The organism is Pantoea sp. T14, assembly GCF_036663535.1.
In the GTDB taxonomy this organism is placed as follows: domain Bacteria; phylum Pseudomonadota; class Gammaproteobacteria; order Enterobacterales; family Enterobacteriaceae; genus Pantoea; species Pantoea phytostimulans.
Window position 1 is genome coordinate 69,582 of record NZ_JAWUEB010000026.1, and the last position, 24,069, is coordinate 93,650.

The 24,069-nt window shown below is 47.9% G+C and carries 35 protein-coding genes and 3 pseudogenes; 18 read left to right on the top strand and 20 right to left on the bottom strand.

The features are described 5' to 3' along the window. The first annotated feature begins 9 nt into the window (after positions 1 to 9). On the top strand, positions 10 to 1,443 hold the full coding sequence (gene rsmF / locus SC127_RS15400; protein WP_252515264.1) for a 16S rRNA (cytosine(1407)-C(5))-methyltransferase RsmF: 1,434 nt from the start codon (positions 10 to 12) through the stop codon (positions 1,441 to 1,443). Between the two features lie 3 nt (positions 1,444 to 1,446). Here rsmF and SC127_RS15405 read toward each other — a convergent pair whose 3' ends face one another. After that, positions 1,447 to 2,094 carry a metallophosphoesterase gene (locus tag SC127_RS15405; protein ID WP_332627069.1) on the bottom strand — a complete coding sequence of 216 codons (648 nt, stop codon included), beginning with the start codon at positions 2,092 to 2,094 and terminating at the stop codon, positions 1,447 to 1,449. Positions 2,095 to 2,228: 134 nt separating this feature from the next. Between SC127_RS15405 and SC127_RS15410 the strand changes: the two genes are divergently transcribed. Further along, positions 2,229 to 2,963, top strand: coding sequence for a class I SAM-dependent methyltransferase (locus SC127_RS15410; protein WP_332627070.1), 735 nt, complete (start codon positions 2,229 to 2,231; stop codon positions 2,961 to 2,963). A 235-nt stretch (positions 2,964 to 3,198) separates the two neighbouring features. On the opposite strand, the gene SC127_RS15415 is transcribed toward SC127_RS15410, so the two are convergent. From SC127_RS15415 to SC127_RS15425, 3 genes are all read right to left on the bottom strand, one after another. After that, the gene (locus tag SC127_RS15415) at positions 3,199 to 3,411 is read right to left on the bottom strand and encodes a DUF1272 domain-containing protein (protein ID WP_243077780.1); all 213 of its coding nucleotides are present in this window, start codon (positions 3,409 to 3,411) and stop codon (positions 3,199 to 3,201) included. A gap of 117 nt (positions 3,412 to 3,528) precedes the next feature. Beyond that, positions 3,529 to 3,849, bottom strand: a complete 321-nt coding sequence (locus tag SC127_RS15420) for a phage repressor protein (protein WP_215846617.1) — start codon at positions 3,847 to 3,849, stop codon at positions 3,529 to 3,531. 3 nt (positions 3,850 to 3,852) lie between these two features. Next, on the bottom strand, positions 3,853 to 4,095 hold the full coding sequence (locus tag SC127_RS15425) for a hypothetical protein (protein WP_243077779.1): 243 nt from the start codon (positions 4,093 to 4,095) through the stop codon (positions 3,853 to 3,855). A gap of 320 nt (positions 4,096 to 4,415) precedes the next feature. On the opposite strand from SC127_RS15425, the gene SC127_RS15430 reads away from it, so the two are divergent. Together SC127_RS15430 and SC127_RS15435 are read left to right on the top strand one after the other, a co-directional pair. Next, on the top strand, positions 4,416 to 5,180 hold the full coding sequence (locus tag SC127_RS15430) for an SDR family NAD(P)-dependent oxidoreductase (protein ID WP_332627071.1): 765 nt from the start codon (positions 4,416 to 4,418) through the stop codon (positions 5,178 to 5,180). Positions 5,181 to 5,461: 281 nt separating this feature from the next. Next, a complete protein-coding gene (locus tag SC127_RS15435; RefSeq protein WP_332627072.1) occupies positions 5,462 to 5,692 on the top strand; it encodes a hypothetical protein in 231 nt (76 codons plus the stop codon). Positions 5,693 to 6,321: 629 nt separating this feature from the next. On the opposite strand, the gene SC127_RS15440 is transcribed toward SC127_RS15435, so the two are convergent. After that, a complete protein-coding gene (locus SC127_RS15440; protein ID WP_332627073.1) occupies positions 6,322 to 7,407 on the bottom strand; it encodes an acyltransferase family protein in 1,086 nt (361 codons plus the stop codon). Positions 7,408 to 7,827: 420 nt separating this feature from the next. Between SC127_RS15440 and SC127_RS15445 the strand changes: the two genes are divergently transcribed. Further along, positions 7,828 to 8,157: a tyrosine-type recombinase/integrase gene (locus tag SC127_RS15445; protein ID WP_332627074.1), complete on the top strand. Its 330-nt coding sequence runs from the start codon at positions 7,828 to 7,830 to the stop codon at positions 8,155 to 8,157. A gap of 401 nt (positions 8,158 to 8,558) precedes the next feature. Here the strand turns inward: SC127_RS15445 and SC127_RS15450 are convergent. After that, positions 8,559 to 9,785: pseudogene (locus tag SC127_RS15450) on the bottom strand (TerL protein); the annotation flags it as partial. Between the two features lie 98 nt (positions 9,786 to 9,883). Between SC127_RS15450 and SC127_RS15455 the strand changes: the two are divergent. Further along, entirely contained in the window at positions 9,884 to 10,102 is a 219-nt protein-coding gene (locus SC127_RS15455; protein ID WP_442955758.1) for a YegP family protein, read from the top strand. Positions 10,103 to 10,148: 46 nt separating this feature from the next. On the opposite strand, the gene SC127_RS15460 is transcribed toward SC127_RS15455, so the two are convergent. The 8 genes from SC127_RS15460 to SC127_RS22635 all read right to left on the bottom strand — a co-directional run bounded on the left by SC127_RS15460 (position 10,149) and on the right by SC127_RS22635 (position 13,918). Continuing rightward, entirely contained in the window at positions 10,149 to 10,643 is a 495-nt protein-coding gene (locus tag SC127_RS15460; protein WP_332627075.1) for a terminase small subunit, read from the bottom strand. A 440-nt stretch (positions 10,644 to 11,083) separates the two neighbouring features. Beyond that, positions 11,084 to 11,578: a hypothetical protein gene (locus SC127_RS15465; RefSeq protein ID WP_332627076.1), complete on the bottom strand. Its 495-nt coding sequence runs from the start codon at positions 11,576 to 11,578 to the stop codon at positions 11,084 to 11,086. A gap of 118 nt (positions 11,579 to 11,696) precedes the next feature. After that, positions 11,697 to 11,870, bottom strand: coding sequence for a hypothetical protein (locus SC127_RS15470; RefSeq protein WP_332627077.1), 174 nt, complete (start codon positions 11,868 to 11,870; stop codon positions 11,697 to 11,699). Continuing rightward, a complete protein-coding gene (locus SC127_RS15475) occupies positions 11,867 to 12,550 on the bottom strand; it encodes a phage antirepressor KilAC domain-containing protein (RefSeq protein ID WP_332627078.1) in 684 nt (227 codons plus the stop codon). Before SC127_RS15475 ends, SC127_RS15470 begins: the two co-directional genes overlap by 4 nt. Before the next feature lie 206 nt (positions 12,551 to 12,756). After that, entirely contained in the window at positions 12,757 to 13,206 is a 450-nt protein-coding gene (locus tag SC127_RS15480) for a lysis protein (protein ID WP_332627079.1), read from the bottom strand. Beyond that, positions 13,187 to 13,699, bottom strand: a complete 513-nt coding sequence (locus tag SC127_RS15485) for a lysozyme (RefSeq protein ID WP_332627080.1) — start codon at positions 13,697 to 13,699, stop codon at positions 13,187 to 13,189. Before SC127_RS15485 ends, SC127_RS15480 begins: the two co-directional genes overlap by 20 nt. Further along, the gene (locus SC127_RS22630) at positions 13,666 to 13,863 is read right to left on the bottom strand and encodes a recombination protein NinG (RefSeq protein ID WP_442955760.1); all 198 of its coding nucleotides are present in this window, start codon (positions 13,861 to 13,863) and stop codon (positions 13,666 to 13,668) included. The genes SC127_RS15485 and SC127_RS22630 overlap by 34 nt, the downstream gene beginning before the upstream one ends. Next, positions 13,826 to 13,918 (bottom strand): recombination protein NinG, encoded by a 93-nt coding sequence (locus SC127_RS22635; protein ID WP_442955761.1) that lies wholly within the window; start codon positions 13,916 to 13,918, stop codon positions 13,826 to 13,828. Before SC127_RS22635 ends, SC127_RS22630 begins: the two co-directional genes overlap by 38 nt. 363 nt (positions 13,919 to 14,281) lie before the next feature. On the opposite strand from SC127_RS22635, the pseudogene SC127_RS15490 reads away from it, so the two are divergent. The 7 genes and pseudogenes from SC127_RS15490 to SC127_RS15520 form a co-directional block, all read left to right on the top strand. Then, a pseudogene (locus SC127_RS15490) lies at positions 14,282 to 14,395 on the top strand (recombinase RecT); the annotation flags it as partial. 30 nt (positions 14,396 to 14,425) lie between these two features. Then, complete coding sequence (locus SC127_RS15495) at positions 14,426 to 14,695, top strand: hypothetical protein (protein WP_332627081.1); 270 nt, start codon at positions 14,426 to 14,428, stop codon at positions 14,693 to 14,695. A 14-nt stretch (positions 14,696 to 14,709) separates the two neighbouring features. Continuing rightward, entirely contained in the window at positions 14,710 to 14,871 is a 162-nt protein-coding gene (locus tag SC127_RS15500; protein ID WP_332627082.1) for a DUF1317 family protein, read from the top strand. Between the two features lie 118 nt (positions 14,872 to 14,989). After that, the gene (locus tag SC127_RS15505; protein WP_332627083.1) at positions 14,990 to 15,310 is read left to right on the top strand and encodes a hypothetical protein; all 321 of its coding nucleotides are present in this window, start codon (positions 14,990 to 14,992) and stop codon (positions 15,308 to 15,310) included. A 3-nt stretch (positions 15,311 to 15,313) separates the two neighbouring features. Next, positions 15,314 to 15,613, top strand: a complete 300-nt coding sequence (locus SC127_RS15510) for a hypothetical protein (protein ID WP_332627084.1) — start codon at positions 15,314 to 15,316, stop codon at positions 15,611 to 15,613. Positions 15,614 to 15,630: 17 nt separating this feature from the next. Further along, positions 15,631 to 15,872 (top strand): annotated as a pseudogene (locus SC127_RS15515) (DNA polymerase III subunit theta). Beyond that, entirely contained in the window at positions 15,869 to 16,378 is a 510-nt protein-coding gene (locus SC127_RS15520; RefSeq protein WP_332627085.1) for a hypothetical protein, read from the top strand. Before SC127_RS15515 ends, SC127_RS15520 begins: the two are co-directional and overlap by 4 nt. Positions 16,379 to 16,433: 55 nt before the next feature. Here SC127_RS15520 and SC127_RS15525 read toward each other — a convergent pair whose 3' ends face one another. Further along, a complete protein-coding gene (locus SC127_RS15525) occupies positions 16,434 to 16,559 on the bottom strand; it encodes a hypothetical protein (protein WP_332627086.1) in 126 nt (41 codons plus the stop codon). Positions 16,560 to 16,897: 338 nt separating this feature from the next. Between SC127_RS15525 and SC127_RS15530 the strand changes: the two genes are divergently transcribed. Genes SC127_RS15530 through SC127_RS15540 form a run of 3 tightly spaced genes read left to right on the top strand, consistent with a single transcriptional unit; the run spans position 16,898 to position 18,205 of the window. Next, positions 16,898 to 17,011 carry an excisionase gene (locus SC127_RS15530; RefSeq protein ID WP_332627087.1) on the top strand — a complete coding sequence of 38 codons (114 nt, stop codon included), beginning with the start codon at positions 16,898 to 16,900 and terminating at the stop codon, positions 17,009 to 17,011. 40 nt (positions 17,012 to 17,051) lie between these two features. Further along, positions 17,052 to 17,729, top strand: coding sequence for a phage integrase central domain-containing protein (locus SC127_RS15535; protein ID WP_332627088.1), 678 nt, complete (start codon positions 17,052 to 17,054; stop codon positions 17,727 to 17,729). Further along, positions 17,699 to 18,205 (top strand): tyrosine-type recombinase/integrase, encoded by a 507-nt coding sequence (locus tag SC127_RS15540; protein WP_332627089.1) that lies wholly within the window; start codon positions 17,699 to 17,701, stop codon positions 18,203 to 18,205. The genes SC127_RS15535 and SC127_RS15540 overlap by 31 nt, the downstream gene beginning before the upstream one ends. 317 nt (positions 18,206 to 18,522) lie before the next feature. Here the strand turns inward: SC127_RS15540 and SC127_RS15545 are convergent, their stop codons facing one another. The 3 genes from SC127_RS15545 to copC are packed head-to-tail and all read right to left on the bottom strand — an operon-like array spanning position 18,523 to position 20,160. Then, complete coding sequence (locus tag SC127_RS15545; protein WP_215848264.1) at positions 18,523 to 18,870, bottom strand: YebY family protein; 348 nt, start codon at positions 18,868 to 18,870, stop codon at positions 18,523 to 18,525. A 33-nt stretch (positions 18,871 to 18,903) separates the two neighbouring features. Beyond that, positions 18,904 to 19,779, bottom strand: a complete 876-nt coding sequence (copD, locus tag SC127_RS15550; protein WP_332627090.1) for a copper homeostasis membrane protein CopD — start codon at positions 19,777 to 19,779, stop codon at positions 18,904 to 18,906. 3 nt (positions 19,780 to 19,782) lie between these two features. Further along, complete coding sequence (gene copC, locus SC127_RS15555) at positions 19,783 to 20,160, bottom strand: copper homeostasis periplasmic binding protein CopC (RefSeq protein WP_243077776.1); 378 nt, start codon at positions 20,158 to 20,160, stop codon at positions 19,783 to 19,785. A 151-nt stretch (positions 20,161 to 20,311) separates the two neighbouring features. Between copC and SC127_RS15560 the strand changes: the two genes are divergently transcribed. Beyond that, a complete protein-coding gene (locus SC127_RS15560) occupies positions 20,312 to 20,542 on the top strand; it encodes a DNA polymerase III subunit theta (protein ID WP_215846612.1) in 231 nt (76 codons plus the stop codon). Positions 20,543 to 20,544: 2 nt separating this feature from the next. Then, positions 20,545 to 21,213 (top strand): exodeoxyribonuclease X, encoded by a 669-nt coding sequence (exoX, locus tag SC127_RS15565; RefSeq protein ID WP_243077775.1) that lies wholly within the window; start codon positions 20,545 to 20,547, stop codon positions 21,211 to 21,213. Here exoX and SC127_RS15570 read toward each other — a convergent pair. Together SC127_RS15570 and SC127_RS15575 are read right to left on the bottom strand one after the other, a co-directional pair. Then, positions 21,207 to 23,270 carry a prolyl oligopeptidase family serine peptidase gene (locus SC127_RS15570; protein ID WP_332627091.1) on the bottom strand — a complete coding sequence of 688 codons (2,064 nt, stop codon included), beginning with the start codon at positions 23,268 to 23,270 and terminating at the stop codon, positions 21,207 to 21,209. The genes exoX and SC127_RS15570 overlap by 7 nt on opposite strands. Before the next feature lie 116 nt (positions 23,271 to 23,386). Beyond that, positions 23,387 to 24,043: a tellurite resistance TerB family protein gene (locus tag SC127_RS15575; protein WP_215848263.1), complete on the bottom strand. Its 657-nt coding sequence runs from the start codon at positions 24,041 to 24,043 to the stop codon at positions 23,387 to 23,389. Positions 24,044 to 24,069 lie beyond the last annotated feature (26 nt).

A 24,069-nucleotide genomic window follows, 5' to 3' on the forward strand; every position in this document is an offset into this window, starting at 1 on the left:
TATTGGATATTGCCTGTGTCGGACTCTTCTTCGCTTTTACCCGCCGATTTTCTCACCTTAATGCGCCAAAACCTGCCGGACGAAGCCGCGTTCGAGGCATTTGTTGCCATTTGTCAGCAACCGCTTCGTCGCAGCATTCGCATTAATACGTTGAAGATCAGCGTCGCTGATTTCCTGGCCCAAACCGCCCATTATGACTGGCAATTAACGCCGGTTCCCTGGTGCGATGAAGGATTCTGGATTACGCGAGAAGATGAAAGTTTGCCCTTAGGCAGCGTGGCAGAACATCTGAGTGGCCTGTTCTACATTCAGGAAGCCAGCTCGATGTTGCCCGTGACAGCGCTGTTTGATGCCGTCAGCAATGCGGAAACAGTCATGGACATGGCCGCTGCCCCGGGATCAAAAACAACTCAAATCGCAGCGCGAATGAATAATCACGGCGTGATCCTCGCTAATGAATTCTCATCCAGTCGTGTAAAAGTCTTGCACGCTAATATCAGCCGTTGTGGCGTGAGTAATACAGCATTGACGCATTTCGATGCCCGCGTTTTCGGACCTGCGCTGCCTGAAATGTTCGATGCTATTTTGCTTGATGCGCCCTGTTCGGGTGAAGGCGTCATTCGTAAAGATGCCGATGCAATGAAGAACTGGTCGTTAGAGAGCACCGCTGAGATTGCTGCAACGCAACGCGATTTGATCGATAGCGCTTTCCATGCCTTAAAGCCGGGTGGCACGTTGGTCTACTCCACCTGTACGCTAAATCAGATTGAAAATCAGCAGGTCATTGCCTGGCTGCTGGAACGCTATCCTGATGCCGTTGAAATCACGCCACTTAACGATCTTTTCGCGGGCGCAGCTCAGGCCGCGACGGTAGAAGGCTATCTGCACGTCTTCCCACACTTATTCGACAGCGAAGGCTTTTTTGTGGCGCGTCTGCGCAAGCTGGCTTCTGTTGAGCCGATGCCTGAACCAACCTATAAAGTCGGTAAACTGCCTTTTTCACATGTCAGCCGTAAGCTGGAAAGCGAGATCGTTCAGGCTGCCGCAGCGGTCTCTTTGACGTGGGACGCATCGCTGACGCTTTGGCAACGCGACAAAGAAATCTGGCTTTTCCCCACTCACGTTACGCCCATGCTTGGCAAAGTACGCTTTTCACGCATTGGTCTGAAGCTGGCTGAGACATTCGCCAAAGGGTATCGCTGGCAACATGAAGCTGTGATTGCGCTGGCGCAGCCAGACGAAAATCAGACTTTCGAGCTCAGCGCAGCCGAAGCGGAAGAGTGGTATCACGGTCGCGATGTCTATCCTGAAGTCGCGCCCACGCGAGATGAAATGATTGTCACCTATCAGCAGCAACCACTGGGTTTAGCCAAGAAAGTGGGTAGCCGCATTAAAAATAGTTACCCACGAGAATTGGTACGTGATGGACGGCTGTTCCGCTGATTATTACTGCACCTGTACTAACGTAAGATGGTTACCAAACACCGCGCCAGTGTCGATGTAGTGAAGATTATCTACGTCGAGCCGGTGCTGGAGCGGTGTATGTCCAAAGTAAAAGGCATCGGCACCCGGTATTGTGTCGCGCCTTCCCTGCTGCAACCCGTCAATACGCCTGCGGCTCCACACCACGTCATGCCAGTTTACCGCCTGCTCCCAGGCATAATGTTCCGCTGGATAATCGGCATGCGCAACCACCACAATCTGCTCTTCAAGCTGCAGATGCAGTATCAGCGGTATCTCTTTTAATCGATTAAGGGCATGTCGCGCAGTAATTACTTCTGCGCCTTTTAACTGCCAAAACCATCCACCGCCGTTCATCTCCCATAACTGCGATTCGTGACCCTGTAACGCATTAAGCGCCATTTCTTCATGATTTCCCCGCACGCAACGGAACCACGGCTCTTCAAGTAGCGCTAAGCAGCCTAAGCTGTCAGGGCCGCGATCAATCAAATCACCCACAGAAATCAACAAATCTTGCTGCTTATCGAAGTCATGTGCCTGTAATAAGGTATCGAGTTGGCTACGGCATCCGTGCAAGTCACCCACGATCCAAATCTTTTGCCAGTTCTCACCGTTCAGATATTGATAATTCATCGTTTAACCCTGGGCTGAAAACGTGAAATGCAGATAATTAAAATTATAGACGCTGTGATCGCGCTCAATGTCAGCCCTGTTAACCCAGCGTTGATCGCCCTACACTTCTTTGCTCTGCAAAAAAGGAGTGTTCAATGAGCCAAAATATTTATGACGATCCACAGTTTTTTTCCGGTTACGCCACGCTGGATCGATCAGTAAAGGGTTTGGATGGCGCACCAGAATGGCCCGCGTTGCGTGCACTGCTTCCAACGCTACACGATAAAAAGGTGGTTGATTTGGGTTGCGGCTACGGCTGGTTTTGCCGTTATGCGATTGAACAAGGCGCAGCGAGCGTGTTGGGATTGGATGTTTCAGAAAAAATGTTGGAGAAGGCTCACTCATTGGGCGATGCCGAACGCATCGTTTATCAGCGTGTCGATTTGGAAACATTGCAACTTCCCGCTGCACATTACGATCTGGCTTACAGTTCACTGGCGCTGCATTATCTGGAAAATATTGATGGGCTGTTTTCCATGCTTTTTACAGCCTTGAAACCGGGTGGAAAACTGCTGTTTTCCTGCGAACATCCCATTTATACAGCACCTCATCAGCAAGGCTGGATAGAGGATGCGCAGCAAGCAAAATCCTGGCCTGTGAACCATTATCAGCAAGAAGGTGAACGTTTTAGTCATTGGTTTGCTGAAGGGGTGAAAAAGCATCATCGTAAGCTTTCAAGCTGGATCAATGCGTTGATTGCCCACAGTTTCATCATTGATCATCTTAATGAATGGGGCCCGACTGATGAGCAGATTGCGATTAATCCTGCTTTAGCTGAAGAGCGAGAGCGTCCCATGCTGTTTCTGCTGGCTGCACATAAACCGCGTTAAGCGTGTTTTCGGTTAAGCGCTTTGCCAAATAGAGATCATCACTCAAGACAGCAGCTTTTGTGTGATGCCCCTTCCGGCGCTTATCTTCGGCACTCATCAAAGGTGTTCGGCTTTTAGGGACAACAGAATTTTATTGGCACAATACCTGCCAAACAATACCGGCCAAACAACACCGGCCAAACAGGTTGAATGATATTAACTATCACTCACATCTTTCTAAATCAGCCTGTTTTCATTACCGCGTTTTTGCAGGATATTTTATTAACTTTTCAGCGGGTCGAATCGGGCGCCGCACCAGTTCGCCGCCACAGTTCGGACAGATATGCTGCAAGTGTTGCTCAGCGCAGGCCGTGCAGAAAGTGCATTCAAACGAGCAGATCAGCGCTTCACGCGATTCGGCTGGTAAGTCGGTATCACAATGTTCGCAGTTAGGTCGCAGTTCAAGCATGTAAAATTCCCCTGTTTATTTTCAACAGAGCATCTCAGTCTGTCACAGCCATGTCGAGACCATTTATGGACATGAATGCGCATCCGTAGGACATGATGCTGATGACTTTATTAACCGCTAAATCGGCACATCTGGCTCAAACACCTTCAGCACTTCGCAACACATTTTTCCCAGAACAATTACAGCTTCAAGCGCCTCGCCCTGGATGGCTTCGCCTTCAACAGGCGTGATCCTGTCGTGATCTATTTTTCCCAGCATCGAATGACCATCATATTGGAAAGCGATCATGTCACCTGCGCGGAGAGCCGCGGCACGATCTATCAACACAAAACCATTACAGGTATCGACTCTGAAGGTATTTTCAGGATGCGGAATAAACAAAGCATTAAGATTAAGGCGACTCTCGATATAATCCTGTGCCGGTGATTCGAATGCCATCGATCACCTCACGTAAGCCATATTACGCAGCGCAAATATACGGTGGACGTTTTCATAAGGCGTGAGATCTTTAAAACCACTTTGATAATACTCAATCCATTTGTTGCACTCACCGTGGCTCCAGCTGTGGTTGCGCTTTGCAAGCTGTCGGCAAAACTCATCAGTTGTCACAATCTGTCGTCCACGCGCATCTATCTCAATGGCTGCCCGAAACGCTGACTCAATGTCGTCTCTTCTGCTCATCATTATCCCTCACAATTTAGCTGTATATAAACACAGTAATCGCAATCGATTGATATGATCAAGCGAGACGCTAAGATTTTGAGATAGGCGATTGATCATTAATGGAATTTATTTTCTCTGTGGTGGGTTCACTCGCTGACGTTTAGCGCTGTTATAAAAAGCCTATTTCTGCAGCTCATCAGCTTTATAGCGAACAGGCTGAGTATTCAAACACAAAATGTTACGGCTACATTTTCTGCTTCGCTTGAACTCCACGGCATGAATGCCAGGCTTGATCCTCGTATGTTTAACGCCAAAAGTAACGCCATCAGTAAGGAGGCAACATGTCCAGATTTACAGGAAAAGTCGTTGTGGTCACTGGCGCAGGTTCCGGCATCGGTGAAGCCGCCGCTAAACGTTTTGCTGACGAAGGGGCTTCTGTCGTTTTAGTCGGTCGCACTGAGAATAAACTTGAAACCACACTGGCATCGTTAAGCAAGGGAGATCACCTTGTGGTGCCTTGTGATGTTTCTGAGGCTGAACAGGTAAAAAGCCTGGCGGAAAGCGTACAGGATAAATATGGTCGCGTTGATGTTTTAGTTAACAACGCCGGCGTGGTGGTGCAAGGTCGCATCCATGAAATTGAACTCGACGACTGGAAAAAATTGATGAAAGTCGATCTGGATGGCGTATTCCACTGTGTGCACTATTTTGTCCCGGCGTTATTAAAGACTAAAGGCAATATCGTCAATATCTCCTCTGTTTCAGGATTAGGCGGTGATTGGGGAATGAGTGTCTATAATGCGGCGAAAGGCGCGGTAACCAACTTTACCCGATCGCTGGCAATGGATTACGGCGCAGACAATGTACGCGTGAACGCTATTTGCCCCGGATTTACGTTGACTGATTTAACCGAAGATATGAAAGACGATCAGGAATTACTGAACAAATTTTATGATCGTATTCCCTTAAAACGCGCGGGCGAGCCAGAAGATATTGCCAGCGCTATTGCATTTATCGCCAGCGATGATGCGCGCTACATCACCGGCGTGAATCTACCGGTTGATGGCGGCATTACGGCATCAAATGGTCAGCCAAAGCAGGCTTAAGGACAGTGGCGGTGCTTCAGATGCCGCCTTTTTCCCGGCTAGGTGGCAAAGAGAAACACAGGCACAGAACATGCCCCTTAGGTAAGTTTTGGTCGTCGATAAAGTCCCTGGACGGCAAATGATTCAGTGATATGTGCGGGATTATGTGAACAGCAGAACAAAATACGTAATGATCTTGTGATATCGAGACGTTTATTACCGGTAATTCTCACAGCGCGCAACATCTCACTGTAATTCTATAATAAGTAGTTAGGCACGCTGCATAACAAGGAGTAAGGAAAATGAAACATGACATGTTGATATTTAAAGGTAAACCAGAACCTTTAGTCACCCTCCAAAAGTATGAAGGTGTTCCTGATTTTCATGACAGCATTACTCTCGATAATGAGCCTTATGAATTAACGGTATTCTCCTATGGCCCAGCACAATATCTTATCGCCCATAATGCGCCATTAAATGAGTATGAAGTCATAGCTGCTATAAATCACTGGCAGCCGACGATGTTAAGTTAATTATTTCACTCAAAACAGCCGCCGCCCACTGAGGCGGTTTTTTTAGTTCAGAGCATAAGAGCGCCTGTACGACGACGGCGAGCCTGCTCAGCTCATCGCTAACAAAGCACTGGCAACCATCGCGTTGCTAAACTCGCTCTGGTTACGCATGTTGAACAGACCAAAGCCATTGCAAACCTTTATCCTACTATGAAAAATTTCACCGCCGAATCGACTAAACGCCGAAAATAATGCTCAGATTGCAGCGATGAACCGCGCTTATCACTTACTTGAGAAGCAGATAAGGCAGCACGCTTCAGCGAAGCCAATGGAAAAACGCAGCCGTGGCAGACGCAACAGTTGCTCGGCAGCATTACCGATGAAGACAGGCCGACGCTCAATCAAACACCTTCAAACCGTGCAAGCAATCGACACTACACCGCCCCCAAATATTATGGGCCGGTGCAACCCCAATGATGTGAAACGCCCTCTCTTGCGAGAATTTAGTAGATAGCAATTATCGACGCTGAGCCGGAGGTGTTTTCGCCTGTCTTTAAAATGGGAAGATATTAAGAGGTTATGGGGAAGTTAATAGGCTTCTTCGACAATAAAATTGCCTTCCTTATGAGAAAGGCAATCTATATAAAATGTTAAGCTGTTTGCGGTTGTTCTTGCTGGCTTTTTATCCTGTGCATTGAAAGAAAAGGCTTTTCAATAAAACGCCATGAAAGCCAGGCCAAAATCAGAGAAAGAACACATGAGATGAAGAACCTTGACAAACCATCTTCAATTCCGATACTTCCAAATCTTTTACCAATGCCGGTATTCATTAGTGTGTGTATCAGGTAAAGAGAATAAGAGATATCGCCAAGCCTAATTAAGAATTCAGGAATGTATTTCCCGATTATTTTTTCAGAACCAATGGCTGTCATCAAAATCAGAAAATAAAGCCAGCCAGAACTAAGCAGTCCGTGACCAACAAACATACCATTACGAAATAAAACAAAAGTCATTGTAAATGATGCTGCAAGTAAACATACCATCATTACCCCGTTTAACCGGCTAAGCAGCGGATAAAGCAGGCCAATGAACACACCTGCAATAAAAAGGAATATCATTGGATTTGTCACAAAATTTAGCTGCGCTACTCCTGTTTGATAACCTTCAGGTGAAAAAGTAAAAGAATTAAACCCAACCAGAGGTATTACAATAAGTGTTGCAAAAAAGAATAGCCAAGTAGTCAGCTTACGAAATGGCACAGCAATTAACAGCCCAACAATTATGTAAAAATAGAGTTCATAGTTGAGAGTCCAGCGAATACCATACATACCACTGTCATCTAGATAGAAAGGCCCATTATATTGATAAATAGGTTGAAAAATTAGAGCACTGATAAAATTAAGCGTTTTATCAGGATAATGAAATGTGCTCATAGCACCGGACAAGAAAAAGGTAATTAACAAAATGATATAGTATGCGGGTAATATACGTAAGGCACGGCCTTTAAGAAAATTTAAAGCGCCGCGAACACCCGGAACAGCTTTTTTAGCTGACAGAGTAATTACAAAACCACTAATCAAAAAAAACAAATCCACCCCAGTTGCACCCCAGCCAAATAGCATGTCTCCTATTCCCGGATAAGTACTGTTCAAATTCCATCGAAAATGAAAAAACATGACACTTAATGCAGCCAGGCCTCTGAGAGCTTGCACGCTTCTCAGTAAATTAGATTTCATATAAGCAGCTCTGTTTGTAAGTTTATCGTTTTGATAGTGTAAAGAAGGTACATTTATATCATCTGAAACTTAATAGCCAAAGAAAAACGATATCTGTAAGGTTCTGTAGGTTTCATTTGCGTTCACTCTCTAACCAACAAAACTCTAACTCATGCACCATCCCGCCTGGCTTGACACACTGAACACACCTTCAAAATGGATTGCATCAGATATCTATTATCATCACGCTGACCGAGGCATAAATTTAAAAACTCTTTGCAGCTTGTTCGGTTCACTGCAACTCCGATTATTCGCTGATTATCAAGCCTCAACCGGTTGCCGCTGGAGTTAAGCGCCAGCTTAAAGGCATCGCAGTTATCGCCCAAAAAATCAGTTTCATTAATACCGTGGGGAAAAAGAGATGCACGGTGCCGGTAGTCGATGCGTTGGATAAAGAGCTTCAAGGTAAAGACATTGTTTTTTGCTGAGCGTTATCGCCAGTTTTATCGCGTCATTCGTCCGGCAGGCATTGAATTATCGAATGGCAATATGAGCCACGCTCTAGGTCACAGCTTCGCCAGTCACTTTATGATGGCCGGGGGAAATATCATCGTTCTGCAGCGCATCTTGGGACACTCAGATATCAGGGTAACAATGCGTTATGCCCACTTCGCACCTGATCATTTGGAAGATGCAATTCGCTGTAATCCATTGGCGTTAATGGCCAAGAATAATGGCGGTAAAGTGGCGGCAAAGGTTCCAGCAGAGTAGAACAGAGGGTAACAGGATGGGGTTTAACTCGTTAATTTTACGATAAGTCATTGATGCCAAATACTAAACAAAAAAAGACCGAATACGATTCCCGTTTGCGATGTAAAGAGGTTTTTCTGTTATGCATCAGATGGTTACATGACAAAAGCACCTCTTTTATTGGTTGCAACACTTACCATTGCACACTTTGCAGATCAAACGCTTACCAACTTATTCGGATCGGGTTCGGGAAAATTTCGGGACGATTCAAATCACTGACCTCACATCATCATGCATCCTCAGCACCTCATATGTCACCTTGCCCACAATCTTGACATCTTCCAGTGACTCTCCTTCTATCGCCTCACCCTCTTCCGTGATGATGGCCTGATACATAAATCTGCCGATCGCCGCTTCACCCAAAAAGTGGTTGCAAGAATGTATGGGCGACCTTCTGGTTGTCGCAATTCGTTGATAGCTTTTGCGTCACCACGAACACCGGCACCTAAGCCATCCTCATCAAACCGAAATGCATCAAGGTTGTTGTGGTCGCAGTAGCCAAAAACCTTAACTACTGAGCTGTAAATATCACTACCTACGCCGGACCACTCTTTTACATCTTCCAGGAGAAAGCCGTGACGCCATGAGAATGCGTTTTTGTCGCGCCCCTCGTCAGCCACGTCCATAGCCCCAAGTCGCTGTCCGGTTGATGTGATACCAAGTTTGATGTGCGCATCAACAGCCGCCTGTACCCATTCGTTAGGGATAAGGACGCCTTCTGCAGATGCGCTGTAATTCAGCTCAAGCTCCTGCGCCACGACAACAGGGTTGTCAATCTTTGCGCATTCTTTGTCGTACCAGGCATCGTCTTTACGTGGGTCGCTTCGCCAGTGGAATGTGAATACTGGGATGCGACCGCCGTGACGCTTCTGAGCGAAGGGGTTAGACATGCCGTTAACAAATGAAAGGTCGATACGACAACGCGTCGTTTGCGATAGCGCGGCGTCAATCAATAATGGGCGTTGTAGGAATGCTGCCTCATCCACGAAATAAAGCGTTGTACGGTCACCACGTCCGATATTATCGCCTGCCTCGCCTTTCAACACTGCGCCAGTGTCGGGAAACTCCACGCGCATGTAAGGGGCGTGCTTCTTCTCATTCCAACTGCCACGAAACTCAATGGGCAGCGTTTCAACAAACTTGCGAGCCTTCCAGAAAAGCATTTTCGGGTCGCCGGTACTGTCCACGTACTCTTCTTTACGAGAGCCGAATCCAATCACCATTTCTTTGTTGAATAAGCACAGAGAGCAGGCTAACCCGATTGATGTCCAACTAAGGCCCATCTCGCGGCTCTTTTCTGTGATGCCGTTTTCCATGCCACGTCGGCGATCCATTATCCAGTCAATCCACTCTTCCTGTTTAGGGAACAATAGAAATGGGATGGTCACTGGCAAACCATAATCGAGATTTCGCGGGTCTGTCGTCATGCCCCAGTCAATGATGAACTGAGCCGGGTTATCACGATAGAACGCCCGCAGAGCTGGCAGCATTTCAGGATTAGAGCGGATGCGCTGAAGCCTCTCCATCCGCCACTCAAAAACCTGAGCGTAGTCCGGCTTTTTGAAGTCGAAGGGGAAAGGGATCGGCATTGCACAATAAGCCTTTATAAATTGGATTTGACGTTCGTTTAGCACCAGGGAATATTGAAGTAACCGGCGCGTGGGGCGTCGGTATCAGGAGATACCTCATGGGCTATTACGTTATTAAAAAGAGTAAGCCTAAGGCGGGCTTATCAATGGCGAGAACGCTTTTAGGCGACGATCAGGAATACTATTTCGTGCTCAAAGCTGACAATAATGAAGTCATTGCAACTAGCGAAATGTATTCATCAAAGCAGGCCGCCCAACGCGGCATTGCCGCTGTGCAGAATAATGGGCCTTCAACTGTTATTCGTGACGAAACTTAATATCACAGCAAAAAACAATTTCAGGGGTTGGCAGCCCCTTTTAATTTCAACACATCATTTTTTTGTAATGCTCTGTTGCTTCCTGTGGTGCCATGCTGGTAACGTCGACTTTCACCGGTGCGCCATCTGCCCCGGTAATCTCGGTTGATCTCTGCTGCTTGAAATCCTGCACAGTTATGTGATCACCAATGAGCTTAAGAGAAGCGACGGCACCTTTGGCGTCAAAGCCAAATATTGTTCTGCCCTGCTCATCTGTAATCTCTTCACCACGGCGGTCAGTGATTGGTTCAACTTTCTGCATACAGCGTTCATGAAGTTTGACCGCCTGCCTTAGCACGTAGTCGGCATCAATATTGGTTCGCTTGAGTCGATCATGATTTAATTCTGCGATACGCTGCAAAATGTCGTCATTTGTCATCAGGCGGTGCGCTTGGTTGCGTGCTGAACCATCGCTGTACCCCGCCCGAATGGCCGCTTGCGTGGCGTTCAAATCGATGAGGTACTCGCGACAGAACATTTCTTGTTTGTCAGTGAGTGCCATTGTTTATTACCTTGGAGGATAAAATGGTTCATATGCTGGCTTGGCTAATGGATAAGCACTTTCTGCCTTTTTTTTTCAGCCTCTTATCGGCCGGCTTATGGATAGGATCAGCATATGTAAAATCTAGGGTAAAGCCTCATACTGCTGTACTGACGCTGGGAGAGAACATGGACCCCGTAGATTTGCATAACCTTGTGTTATCGCTTCAACTTCAATCCAGATACAACGGGTATGCAGCTATTTGTGCAGCGATAGCAATCATTACACAGTTGGGTGGCGCATAACTGCTATATCAGTATGTGAACGGCTCATCAGCCCTTCACGCCTGATTTAGTAGTTAGTATGATGCAATTTGCGATAGGTATCAGGCATATTCACTCCAATAAAAAAACCGCCCGAAGGCGGTCTGATAACTAATTTCTTATTCACTTCATCCTGCTTCAAAGCTTAATTTCACAAGCCTCAGCAAAGTCATTCACAGCTTTAGTAGACCCTACGACATCCGCAGTAAAACTCATTTTTTTATTTACTGCCTGCACGTTTAAGCCTATAAGAAATTTTGATTTTGCTTGCTTCAATTGAGATAGAACTTGAACAATATCCGCTTGGTTGGATATGGCTTGCATATACTCATCATTACGCTTTTTGAAATTCCCTTCTAACTTCAGAGGATCATTGCCATCCACTTTCACAATGATAGCTAAGGGGATGGGCTCCTTTGCATTAAATGGGCCTTTTTCAACGTAAGATAATGAGAGCTCATCTTTGGTGCAGTCAAAAATAATTCCATTTATCTGTGAAATTGTGCCGTACATCATGGCTTGCTTGCCGCCTGAAAATAGGTCGTCTTCAACCTTAGTCATCCATTCAGCACTAGCATTAAAGCTAACCAGAGATAAAGCCCCAATTAAGCCTGCAATCAATGAGTTTTTCATGATTTTCTTCCGATTGAGATATGCATTTATTAATCGACAATCGGTGAGAAATCTTTAAGTAAAATATCAGTTTATTCGCAAATGCGCCTTGTGATGAAAGCCGTTGAGGAAGAGACTCTCAACCAATTCTCCTATTTTTTGCCTCTTCCATAGCCAGTAGGGCATCAAGAAGAACCTCAGCTTTCTCGACATTAGATGCGCCGACCGCAATGCGCCCACAGTTCAAATCCTTAAAACCATCCTTTAGATAGCGGCAGATGGTTTCAAGTTGCTGCACTTCATCTTTTGTCATGCAGCCCGACTACTCAGCTTATTGGATACCAGTAATCCGGCAATCCACTGAATACCTTTCGGCGTGAACTTAACTTGTGTGAAGGCGTGCCCGTTGTGTTGATTCTCACCGGTTTTAACTGTGAAGCGACCAGCGTCCAGATGCTGAGCATATGGCGTAAGCTTTCCTGCAAGTCGATACATAATGTCGTGTTCAACCAGAAACAAGCGGAACTGAGTTTCTTTAATCTTCAACAACTTTGCAGCCTCACGAAAACCCATAGCTCCTGATGCCTCGACGTAGCTATCAACAAAATCAGCTTTTGGTGCCGCAATTGCGAGCTTGTTTTCCAGTTCCGCCTTTTGCTCTGCGAGGTCAGCAGCAAGGCGGAGCGCTTCAGGTAATGTCTGTGGGATACGTACTAACTCTTCAAGCTCATGCATCCGCTTGATCACTTTCATGCGCAGCAATGCGCTATACCCTGTCACAAGGCATTCTGTATGTTCGCGATCCAGAACATACTCGGTTTGCTTGCGGTTCATGGTGTCCAGATAGATACGAGCAAATTTGCTCACATCCTCCTGAAGCTGTTCCATCATAGTTTCTATGTCGCGCTTTACATCGGGATGACGCTTGCCAGTTACTTCCGCTATTTCACGGCTGGTCATCGTCAGAGCCTGATCATTTACTGGCTGTTGCATGAGCTGGTACTCCTATAGAGAAACAAGCCTGTCGCACAGATTAAGCCGCCCCCTAAGATGCACCATTTACGGCTAATCTCAGGCTTGCTTTTCTGTAGGCTTAGGGGTTGATATTTGCGCGTGCGAGGCGCATAAAAAAGTCCCGCATTGCGCGAGACTCATTTAATGGACTTTGTGCTTTGCAAAGTGCGGTCAATAAATATTTTTTATTTCAGGCACTGCTCTCTGACGTACTGCTGCAAACCGGCTATTTGCTTTCCGGCTGTTTCGATTCGCTCTCTGAGGGTGAAATAATCCCGTTGAGCGGCGTCAGTAAGTCGGGCGCGGGCTGCATCATCCATGCCGGAGGAGGCGGTGGATTGCTTCGTGCAGGTGGCGTTGAGCTGCAACCGACGCTTGCCAGCAATAACATCGTCATGCAGCTGCTCGATAGTGGCTTTAGCATCAGCTAGCTCCTGTGTGTATTTGGCATCGAGAGCAGCAACACTTTGCTGGCGGCGCTGCATATCGTTGATTGTTTCCTGTCGCGTTTCCGCCAGGTGGGATGCTGATTTGTATTTGCTGTGGTAGTAGTTAGCTACCGAAGCAAACGCCGCAATGCAAAGGCAAAGCAGGAACCACAACAGCGCACGCCAGTTATTTACCAGCCAGATCATCAACACTCTCCGCCAGGCACATGGTGCGTTCCATATCGCGGCGGTTCATCAGTCCGCGCCACTTCTGCCCTCCGGCGTAAATCCAGCGGCGCAGCTCTTCACAGGCACCATCGGCGTTTCCGGCGTTGAGCTTTTTCAGTAGTGAAGATTTTGAGAAGGCACCCGTCCCGACGTTATATGTGAAGCTGTAGAGTGCCGCCCGCTGATATTCGCCGAGCGGCACCTTTACCATTCCGTCTACGGCCTTCTTTACGGGTTGCAGGTCATTCCACATCAGGCGCTCACATTCGCGGTCCGTGTACTTTTTACCTTTGATGATGTCGTTACCGGTATGACCGTCACAGACAGTCCATACGCCAGCCACATCTTTGTAAGGCTCATACACACGCCCTTCTACGCCATCCTTACCGCCAAGGAATACAGTAGCGATCAACATAGAGCCGCCACCCGCTGCTGCAATCAGTTTGTTGCGCAGGCCGTTTGACATAGCCATAGGTTAATCCTCGGTGAGTTCCGGCGCAGTGGGCCCATCAGGCGATCGAAAGCGGCCTGCCCAATCTTCTCGATGAGTCTGAGCTGGTATTTGCCGATATTGCCAGAGAGATACGAGTTGCAATGCTCAGGATTCGTCGTAGCGGGTTTCTTTGCTTGCTCCAACCGTCCGGTAGTGACCCGCATTCAACTTGGCACCAGCGTTGCGGCCACAGCTGATACATAACTGACCGGCATCACGGGTGTGGAGAGTTCGTTAAAGGTCGACTAGGCTTGCTTATGGAAGTAACTGAGGGGTTGTTGTGCTAACTTGCGGATTTGAATACTGCCTCTTTCCTACTGGGCTTCTTACTTTCGTCATCGTTCTGCTTCCTGTATCGCTTTGTGCCGGTCTTTATCTCTCTTGACTAGCGCTTTTACCGTTCCTCATTCTGGTGAGCACCACGTTTGATTTGAAAAGGCTGGGTGAAAACATTCGCGGCAAACAGGGTTCTTACAGCTCTTCCTGACTTTCCTCATCGCTTTCTCTCCGCACATGTTGAAGTTTGCATCTTGCATCCAGCCAGCGTAGTTGGTAGTAGGCGTATGGAAAACTTCGCCCAGGCAGCAGCTGGCATATCTGGCCGTCAAATACTGGGCGCGCCTCTACTGCCCGGACGTGATTCTTGGCGTTTATACCTCGGATGAGTTTGAGCCATCGCAACTTGCGTAACGCGATGTTACACCGGTGCGCAGCCGCTATGAACTGAATAGCCTGATCAACAACAAATCAGAGCCAAAGCAACCAGAGCGCGAAGTTAATCTTGAGCCAACTAACACCGCCGCCATGCCACGCACGCCGGATGAGCTGCTTGCCAATTTTATCAAAGCCGCGGACGCTGAGTCCCTGGCGGGTCTCGACAAGTGCTACAAGTACGCCGCGCGAGTTCTGGAAAATGAGTCAGCCATTCTCGAAAAGGCCACTGACGTATTCCTGATTCGTAAAGCGGAGATTTAAGAGGCTGAGCATTCATGAGGCGTTTAAATGACGCAATCAGGGTCGGCACTGTGACCCTGCCTTACAGCAACAGGTGCCTGGGATGGCGCCTGCCTGATGGCTCCATTTGCAAAAATCAGATACTGGCTCAGCAGATTGCTGAGTTCTGCAATGAGCAGAAGCGCAAGCACAGTTAACTATTGCCGCTGCGGCATTGAGCCAGACAGCGGCATAAGGGCAAATTCCCCCTTAGCTTCAATTGACGTGTCAATTAGTACATGTCATATATGATATATACAAAAAGCGGAGGGATACATGAAATTTACTACTGGAAGTTTTTCTGATGTTGCCGATACCAAATTGGGCAAAGAATTATGGGAGTTTCTTAACTCGCATGATGCTGTGCTCATCATGAAAACGGCAACTTATCTATCAAAGCCTGCTCTTGAGCCTCTTCAACCAAGCCTTTTAGAACAATTTGGTGAAGAAGTAAAAAGCGACCGTATTAAGCAAATGTTAGGGAAAATGGTCAGGCAGATTATGGAAGCTCAGGGATACGCACTTGACCAGGTAGGCGTCAGACTGAAGCAACATCCTTTATTTTTAAGCGCAGCCAGATATAAAAAATGGAGCTAAGCCATGAATTATAAAATGGAAGTAAGTAAGTGGGTCTCCGGACATGTCGAAGGTATTGCTAAAGCAGCACGTTTCCATAAAGCTGAATCAGTCAGAATCGGAATGACAGGCGAAGGTATCAGGCCCAACTATCAGTTGATAGATGATGAAGGAAATGAGATTGCTATAAATGGTATTAACCACCAGCCATTTACAAGAATAAGTGAGTTTGACGAAGGCAGGATTTCAAAAGCTTATCGAATAGATGAGATAGTTAGAATGAGGGTTTGGGGCGGTTTTATTGAACCAGAAGTCTTAGGATAAATTTCTCGTAGGTTAACTTGTCACACAATCTGGCTAAATGTAGCAGAGAAGAACGCGACAAGGTCAACGTTGATTTGGCAGCATCCGGCGTGGCTTACAAGGAGCGTTTAAACCAGCCAGTTATCCGCATGAAGTGGAGATGCAGCAACCGGAAGCGCTGAGAGAATATTTCCGTGAGCGTTTGCAGCATTACAGAAACGTTGCGCTGCAGTACCCGCGCGGTACTGATCCTATTTATCAGAAGGAGCCGAAGGATTGAGTTGGCATCATGGGGACTACATTGACTTTTTCGCAGCCATAGGAGGCGTAGTATCTGCCGGAGCCGCAGCTTATGCGGCAATTCAAAGCCGAAAGACCGCTAAAGATTCATTTAATCAGCAAAAGGAATCTTTAAAATTTGAACGGGAAAGGCATTTAATTGAGCTAATTAAAGCTGATGCAAGCAAAGCGAATGAAAGTGTTAAAAATGCTCAAGGGCAGGACTGGTCATTTACTCAGGCGGCTAATGTTACCTATGCAATTGACTCAGCCAAACAGCGAATAAAAGAATCTAGCTTTAATATGTTGCCTGAAGAAATAAAAAGATTTAAAACTTTCTTTAAAGATCAATTATCTCATGAAATTACAACAGAAATGAAAGAGGCACATAACATGCCTGATGCCTTTTTGAAGTCTCATAAGGGATTTAAGGAATCGAGAGAAATCATCCAGTTATGGATGGATAACTTAAGGTTCTTTGATTTTCTGAATGAGACAGAGGGTTAAATATCATTTCAATCATGTAATTACGCAGCCGCCCACCGAGGCGGTTTTTTATTGCCTACAGACCAAAATGCATATTGGAATCGGTGACAAATACACAGTCGAAGGCGACGCCAATGACTTCATCCTGTACGAGAAAACGCTCGGTTGGACGGAAGTGTCGGGCTGAAATGATCAAAGCCATAGACGGCAGGCCTCGTTCGGAACACGACAGCATCATTACCACCCTTCTCGATAAACACGCAAAGACTGTTCAATACCTACCGCCTAATACATTTCCAGCCAAGCGCTGGTTGTCGTTCTATGTGCGTCAGGTTGATAAGGAGTTCGCCGCTGCAAAATGACAACCACCCACGACGAGCCTTGCTCACCTGGCTAGATGCTCACCAATCTAGCCCTCTCTCAGTCATCATCGCATGGTTCATCGGTAATGCACCTAGAGATTAAATGGGTAGGATTGTGGCTATATAATGACATTGGTTAATTTGTGCTCAAAACCTGGTACAACATCCCGAAGGAAAAATGGCAAAGCTACTCAACTTGCAGGAATGGGCGTGTGAGACATATTCTCAGTCGCCTTCCCTTTCGACCCTTCGTCGCTGGGTGCAAGAGGGAAGAATTTATCCTTGCCCGTAGTTGCACGGCAAATAATATAAGCTGGAACCGGATTCTGTTTATGTGGATCCTCGGAAAAGCAAGATGGCGCGAAAGCCCGCCTATACGAAACCGCCCAAAAGGGAAGTCTGCTGGAGAAGCTAAAGAATGTCTAAACGGCCGGAACGCTACGACAGCTAATCTGCCACGGAACCTGACATACCGAAAAATTAGACAGAGTTGCTATTGGCGCAATCCGGTAACAGGGCAGGAAATATCACTCGGGCGCATTTCACGTGAGGAGGCCGTCTCCCAGGTGATCGAGGCTAATAGCTATATAGAAGAAAACTATCTGCCTTCCGCGCTTTTTGATCTCCTGAAAGAGGCTCCTATCTTTACCTTTAGTAAATGGCTAAAGCGGTATAGCGTTATCCTCGATCGCAGGATTTTAAAGCCAGGCACAATGAAAATTCGTAGCAATCAACTCTCCACACTTCAGGCTGAGTTTGGGCGTCAGGCTATGGAAGATATAAGCACCCGGCATATCGCAATGTTTCTGGAAACGTATGTGGAATGCGGGAAGCGCAGCATGGCCGTTGCTCTCCGCTCATGTCTTCTGGATGTATTTAGAGAAGCAGTTGTGGAAGGTGTAATTGAGCGCAACCCTGTAGAGCCAACCAAAACGCCCCGCCAGAGGTTAAGCGTGAGAGATTATCGCTCGATGACTTTTTGGCGATCCGTAAGGCTGCAGCCTCAATAGGTGGCTGGCTTCAATCCGCCATGAATATCGTGATCTTAACCGGTCAGCGCCGTGAGGATGTAACACGGATGAAATTCAGCGATGTGGTGGATGGGCAACTATTTGTGACGCAAAGTACAACCGGGCATAAATTAGCTCTGCCGGTAACATTGCATTTGGAGAAGGTTGGATTAAATGTGGAGAATGTTATTGAGAATTGCAGAAATGGGAATCCATCCAACAATCTCATTTATTCTTCGGTCAGAAAAGGTGGGCGCAAAGCGGGACCGGTTATGCCGGATGCAATGACCAGCGCGTTTGCAGATGCGAGGGAGTTAAGCGGGATCCAGTTCGGACCAAATCCGCCGATTTTTCATGAAATACGAAGCCTTGCAAGCCGGCTCTTTGGAGTAGAAAATGGAGAAGATTTTGCACAGAGATATCTCGGCCATAAAAACTTCGCCATGACCAAAAAGTATTTTGATTCACGTGGGTAGGAATACGTAATGGTTTAAACCGAATATTGGATATTCGGACAAATTTCGACCATTTCGTTTTTTATCCTTCTAAATCAAACAGATAAAAAAAGACCGAATACGATTCCTATATTCGGTCCAGGGAAATGGCTCTCGAGGAGCCGTGCGCTAAAAGTTGGCATTAATGAAGGCGGTTTCGCCTTGCATCTTAAGATTAGAACAGAGTGGTAGATTTTCCAGCCGACCGGGCTGTGAGGGGCAGAAAGCGGATCAGTTTGTGATCCGGACGGCAGAAAAGTGCATGAAACGGGTGCAACGCAACGCTGCACCCTGAGAATTTACTTACCGCACAGCGCCTGAGCGCGATCAACAATAGGCTGCAAGCTCATCATGTTGCCTGGATTGGCTTTATCTTCGGTTTGAATCACGCTGATGGGTTGGGCTTTCACCTGCCCCGCTTTGAATTGTGCATCAGCAAGATCGTTAAGCGGATACTGCATCAGAGTGCTGGGGTTAATGGCGAAAAGCGAGCCATCTTTCTCACAGGTCAACATCACTTCTTCGCGATTAAAGGGCCACTTATCTTTGCCGATCTCAAAGCGGCTAACGGTAATGATTTGAGCCGCCAGCGCCTGGCCGCAGACAGAGAACAACAGGATTGCGGGAATCACTTTCTTCAACAAAATAGCCTACCTTGTACACATTCGTTTTGTTCACATTCAGGCTGGTGAAAGCGTAGCAAATACGCTAACCAGTCCAACCACCCCGCATGCCAACAGCAATTCGAGCTGCGTCATGCGAATAAATTTTTGCTGCGTTCCGCTGCCCGCCAGACGAAAACGTGGCACCAGCCAGTAACGGTTTATTAAGGCCACCAGCACCATTATTGTTACCAATGCCACTTTGCACAGCAACAGCGTGACGTAGATATTATCGCGCCAGATCAGCGGCCAGCCAGCAATCACCAGGCTGTTAATCAGTCCCGTTATCAATGCCAATGCGACCGCGAGATGACCATAACGAGAAAATCGCATCATGGTACGGATGGCATCAGTTCGATAATCAATTCGCCGTGCTTCTCGCATTAGCAGTAACAGTGGAAGCAGTCCACCAGCCCAAAAACTTGAAGCTATCAAATGTAGCGCGTGATTTATCTGCTGCAACATGCCTGCAACGCCATCGTGCATGGCGGCGTGACCAATCAACGCCAGGCATAACAACTGTAAAATGCCGAACAACAGCAAAGCTTGCTGACGAACGCGGCCACGCAGCAGCAGCGTGAAACCTCCGCCCAGCCCGAACAGGATTTCCCATTGCCATACCGCACCAAACCGCGTATCGAACACGGCCAACCAAATATCGACGTCGCTGAGATTATGCCAGTCGCCGCTCATCAACACGTTTTGTGCTGCCAGCATCGCCAGCGCACTTGTTAAAGCCAGCCAGACGCTACACTGCAACACGCGATGCAAATGTCCCGCCAGCGCATAGCGATAGCGCGCAGGTGCCAGCAAGACTGTGTAAAATGCGCTACCCGTCAGTACCATCACGGCGATAAAATGCAACATGCGCAGCAAAACCCACAACGTTGTCACCGATCAGTTCACGTTAAAGCGGTAGCTGCCTTTGGTTTTATGACCATCAACCGACAACACATGCCAGTTCACCTGATAATGGCCTGCCGGAAGCGGCTGAGCGAGTTCAACAACCAGACGATCGTGCTGCTTAGCATCGCGCTTCGCCTTCTCGCTGGCGACAGGTTTCTGTTGCGCATCGACGATCTCAACGCCGCTAAATGCGGCTTCGACATCTTCCGTAAAGGTCAGTGTCAGCGATTTCGTTGAGTGCGTCACGTCGGCTTTGGCTGCGGGCACGGATGACTGAAGATGTGCATGTGCGGACGCAAACTGGCTAAAGGCTAGCGCGCTGGTAGCAATCAGTGAGATTACTACTCGCGAAACACGGGTTTTCTGCATGAGATCATCCTTTTAAATGCAACTAACACGGCAAACGTGGCGCAAGGATACGCTGCTGTTTTTAGGGTGTCGAGACCAGCAGTGCGATCCTTTACCCTTGATTCAAACCGGGGAAAACATTACTTTTGCCCGACATCATCAGGAGAACCCCATGAGTCAGAACCTTGCCCTGCTTTCGCAGGAAGAGAAAGACAAAGTGAACGTCGATTTAGCCGCTGCCGGCGTGGCGTTCAAAGAGCGTTATAACATGCCAGTCGTGGCCGAAATGGTGGCGAACGAACAGCCTGAAGCGCTGCGTGACTGGTTTCGTCAGCGGTTAATGCATTACCGCCAAGCCTCATTGAGCCTGTCTCGCCTGCCCTACGAACCGAAGCAGAAATAATTATGTTGCGAGTGATTGATACCGAAACCTGTGGCTTACAAGGCGGGGTTGTCGAAGTTGCGTCGGTGGACGTGATCGATGGGCAGATCGTTAATCCAATGAGCGATTTAATCTCACCCGATCGCCCCATCAGTCGCCAGGCTATGGCTGTGCATCGCATTACCGAAGCGATGGTGATCGGAAAACCGACCATTGAGCAAGCGATTGATCGCTATCATGGCAGCCCGTTTTACGTCGCGCACAATGCCAGTTTTGATCGCCGTATGTTGCCGGAAATGCATGGCGAATGGATTTGCACGATGACACTGGCGCGTCAGCTGTGGCCTGGCATCAAATATGGTAATCAGGCGCTGCGCCACAGTTTGAAACTCGAGGTGACGCCACCTGCTGAGTTGCATGCACACCGTGCGCTTTATGACTGTTATGTTACTGCTGCGCTGTTGATTCGCATTATGGAAGCCTCTGGCTGGGATGCGGCGCAAATGATGCAGCGCTGTCAGCCTGCAGAGCAGTCAGGCGATGTGTTGCCGTTTGGCAAATATCGTGGGCAAGCCGTGGCCGTGATTGCGAGGAAAGATCCGGGATATTTAAAATGGATGCTGGATAACGTCAAAGATTTGCGCCCACCGTTGCGGCAGGCGCTGCGTAAATATCTCAGTCAGGCTCAGTAATCGTGTGCTTCGGGCAAGCTGCCCTGCGCTAGCGCGATAATGAAGGTCAGCTCCATCGCCACACCTTCATAAGCTTTATAACGGCCCGATTTACCGCCATGACCGGAATCCATATCGGTACAGAGCAATAGCAGGTTATTGTCAGTTTTCAGCTCTCTGAGCTTTGCGACCCATTTTGCAGGTTCCCAATATTGCACCTGGGAATCATGCAGGCCGGTGGTGACCAGCAGATGCGGATAAGCTTTTGCCTCAACGTTATCATACGGGCTGTATTGTCGAATGTAGCGATAATACTCCGCATCGTTGGGGTTGCCCCACTCATCATATTCACCGGTAGTCAGCGGGATGGATTCATCAAGCATGGTGGTGACTACATCCACAAAAGGCACCTGCGCGACCACACCATGGAAACGCTGAGGCGCCAGGTTGATTACCGCGCCCATCAATAAACCCCCTGCGCTGCCGCCCATGGCGAAGAGTCGCTCAGGATGGGCGAAACCGCGTTTGACTAGTGCATCAGTAACATCAATGAAATCAGTGAAGCTGTTCATCTTATTCAGTAAACGCCCACCGTCGTACCATTGCTGCCCCAGTTCACCGCCGCCACGCACCTGCACCAGCGCATAGACAAATCCACGATCCAGCAGGCTCAGGCGGCTGACGCTGAAGTCTGCATCCATGTTGCTGCCATAAGCGCCGTAGCCATAGACCAGCATCGGATTTTGGCCGGGCTGATAGTGTTTACGGTTATACACCAGCGATACCGGCACTTCAGTGCCATCACTGACAGTAATCCAATGATGTTCACTTTTATAATCGTCTGCATTGAAGTTGCTGACGGCGCTTTGTTTAAGAATACGACGCTCGCCAGTATCCATATCCAGCTCAAACAGCGTGGTTGGCGTGGTCATGGATGAGTAGCCATAACGCAGTTTACTGGTACGCGGCGTTGGATTGTACGCCAGCCAGGTCACATAAGTGGGATCGTCAAAGGCGATACCGCTGGTTTCACCGCTGGCCCAGTTGATCTGACGCAAACTGGTTAAACCGCGTTGCCGCTCTTCTACCACCAGCCAGTCGGTGAAGAGCTGAAAATCTTCCATCACAACATGGTCGCGTGCTGGAATAATGGTCTCCCAGCGCGACTCCGCCAGATAACGTGTGCGGTACAAACCAAAGTTTTTGCCGTCTCGATTTGATCGAATGAAGAACTGATGATCGTAGTGATCAAGACTGTACTCATGATCTTTGCGGCGTGGCAAAAACACCTGCGGCTGGGCATCAGGGAAATTAGCATTTATTAACTGAATTTCGCTGGTTGTCGTGCTGTAAAGCACGATCAGAATAAATTGCTTCGAGGTGGTTTTATGTACGCTGAGATGAAACGTATCATCTTTCTCTTCGTAAACTAACTGGTCATGCGCCTGTGGCGTACCCAGCTCATGTCGCCACACCTGATACGAGAGCAAAGTTTGTGCATGTTTTTGCACATAATAAACCGTACGCGAATCATTGCCCCAGGCGAAGCTGGAAGAGGCATTTGTCAGCACTTCAGGATACCAACTGCCGCTTTGCAGGTTGCGAAAGCGAATGCCGTATTGACGCCGCGAAAGGAAATCTTCTGCCAGCGCCATGACTTTATTGTCTGGGCTGATGTGTAACGCGCCCATCGTGTAAAAATCACTGTGGGAAGCACGCTGATTGGCGTCGAGTAATAGCGTCCACTCATCGTCAGGATCACTGCTGGCGGGCTGCCGATAATAGGCTGCGTATTCATTGCCGCTTTCGTAACGACTTTGGTAGCGATAGCCATTTTTTACGTAAGGCACTGAATGGTCCTGCGGTGGCAAGCGGCCAATGATCTCTTTAAGAATCCGATCTTGCAGCGGCTGCTGCGAAGCCATGATTTTCTTGCCGTAATTATTTTCTGCTCGCAGATAATCGAGCACTTCGCTGTTTTCACGTTTGTCATCGCGCAACCAATAATAATTATCGACGCGCGTTTTACCATGCAGCGACATTTCATGAGGAATTTTTTTCGCAATGGGTGCTTTCATGACATCCGTCTCCGTGAAAGTAATGATCTGTAAGCGTGGCATCTCTGACCGAAGATGCCAAGCGAAGACATGTAAACGGAGCGGTGACAGACCCCTTTTTTGTCGCCAGAGGCAGATTAGCTGGCTGGTAAGCGGGCTTTTTCCTCAGCAATATCTTTTTGAATATCATCGCGAACATCCTGGGGAATCTTCAGTGCATCACCCAATGCCGAGAGATAACTTTTCTCCATAAAATGGTCAACATCGATCGCCGCACAGCTGAGAAAGTAGAGTTCCAACGCCTCTTCTTCATTTTTCACCTCCGCTGCCAACCATTGAGGATCAAGCGGACGATTCATCGCCTGCTGAATCAAACGCTCTGCATCCTGACCATAACCTGATTGGTGAATATTTTGTTCGATGGCTGCGCGCTCCTGCTCGTCAATATGGCCGTCACTTTTCGCAGCAAAGACCAGCGCGGTAACCAGCCGCTCAGCGCGAAGATCAACCGGCGTCTGCGCCGTACCAAAGCCAGGCTCGTCCTGATGGGATTCGCGTATGCGCTGTTTGTACTTATTCCACAATACCGCTCCCGCTGCGGCACCCCCGCCAAGCAGCAGTGCTTTTCCGCCATATTTGGTGAGCAGCTTGCGTGACGACTTGCTGGCGATCAACATCGTCGCTAAGCCTCCCAACGCGCCGGGGGCCAGCATGTCGCTTAATCCGCCAGACGATTTTCCGCTTCCACTTTTCTTCGCCAATACCGACTGAATTTGTTGCAACCAATTATTCATCATCCACTCCTGATCGTGTTGTTAGC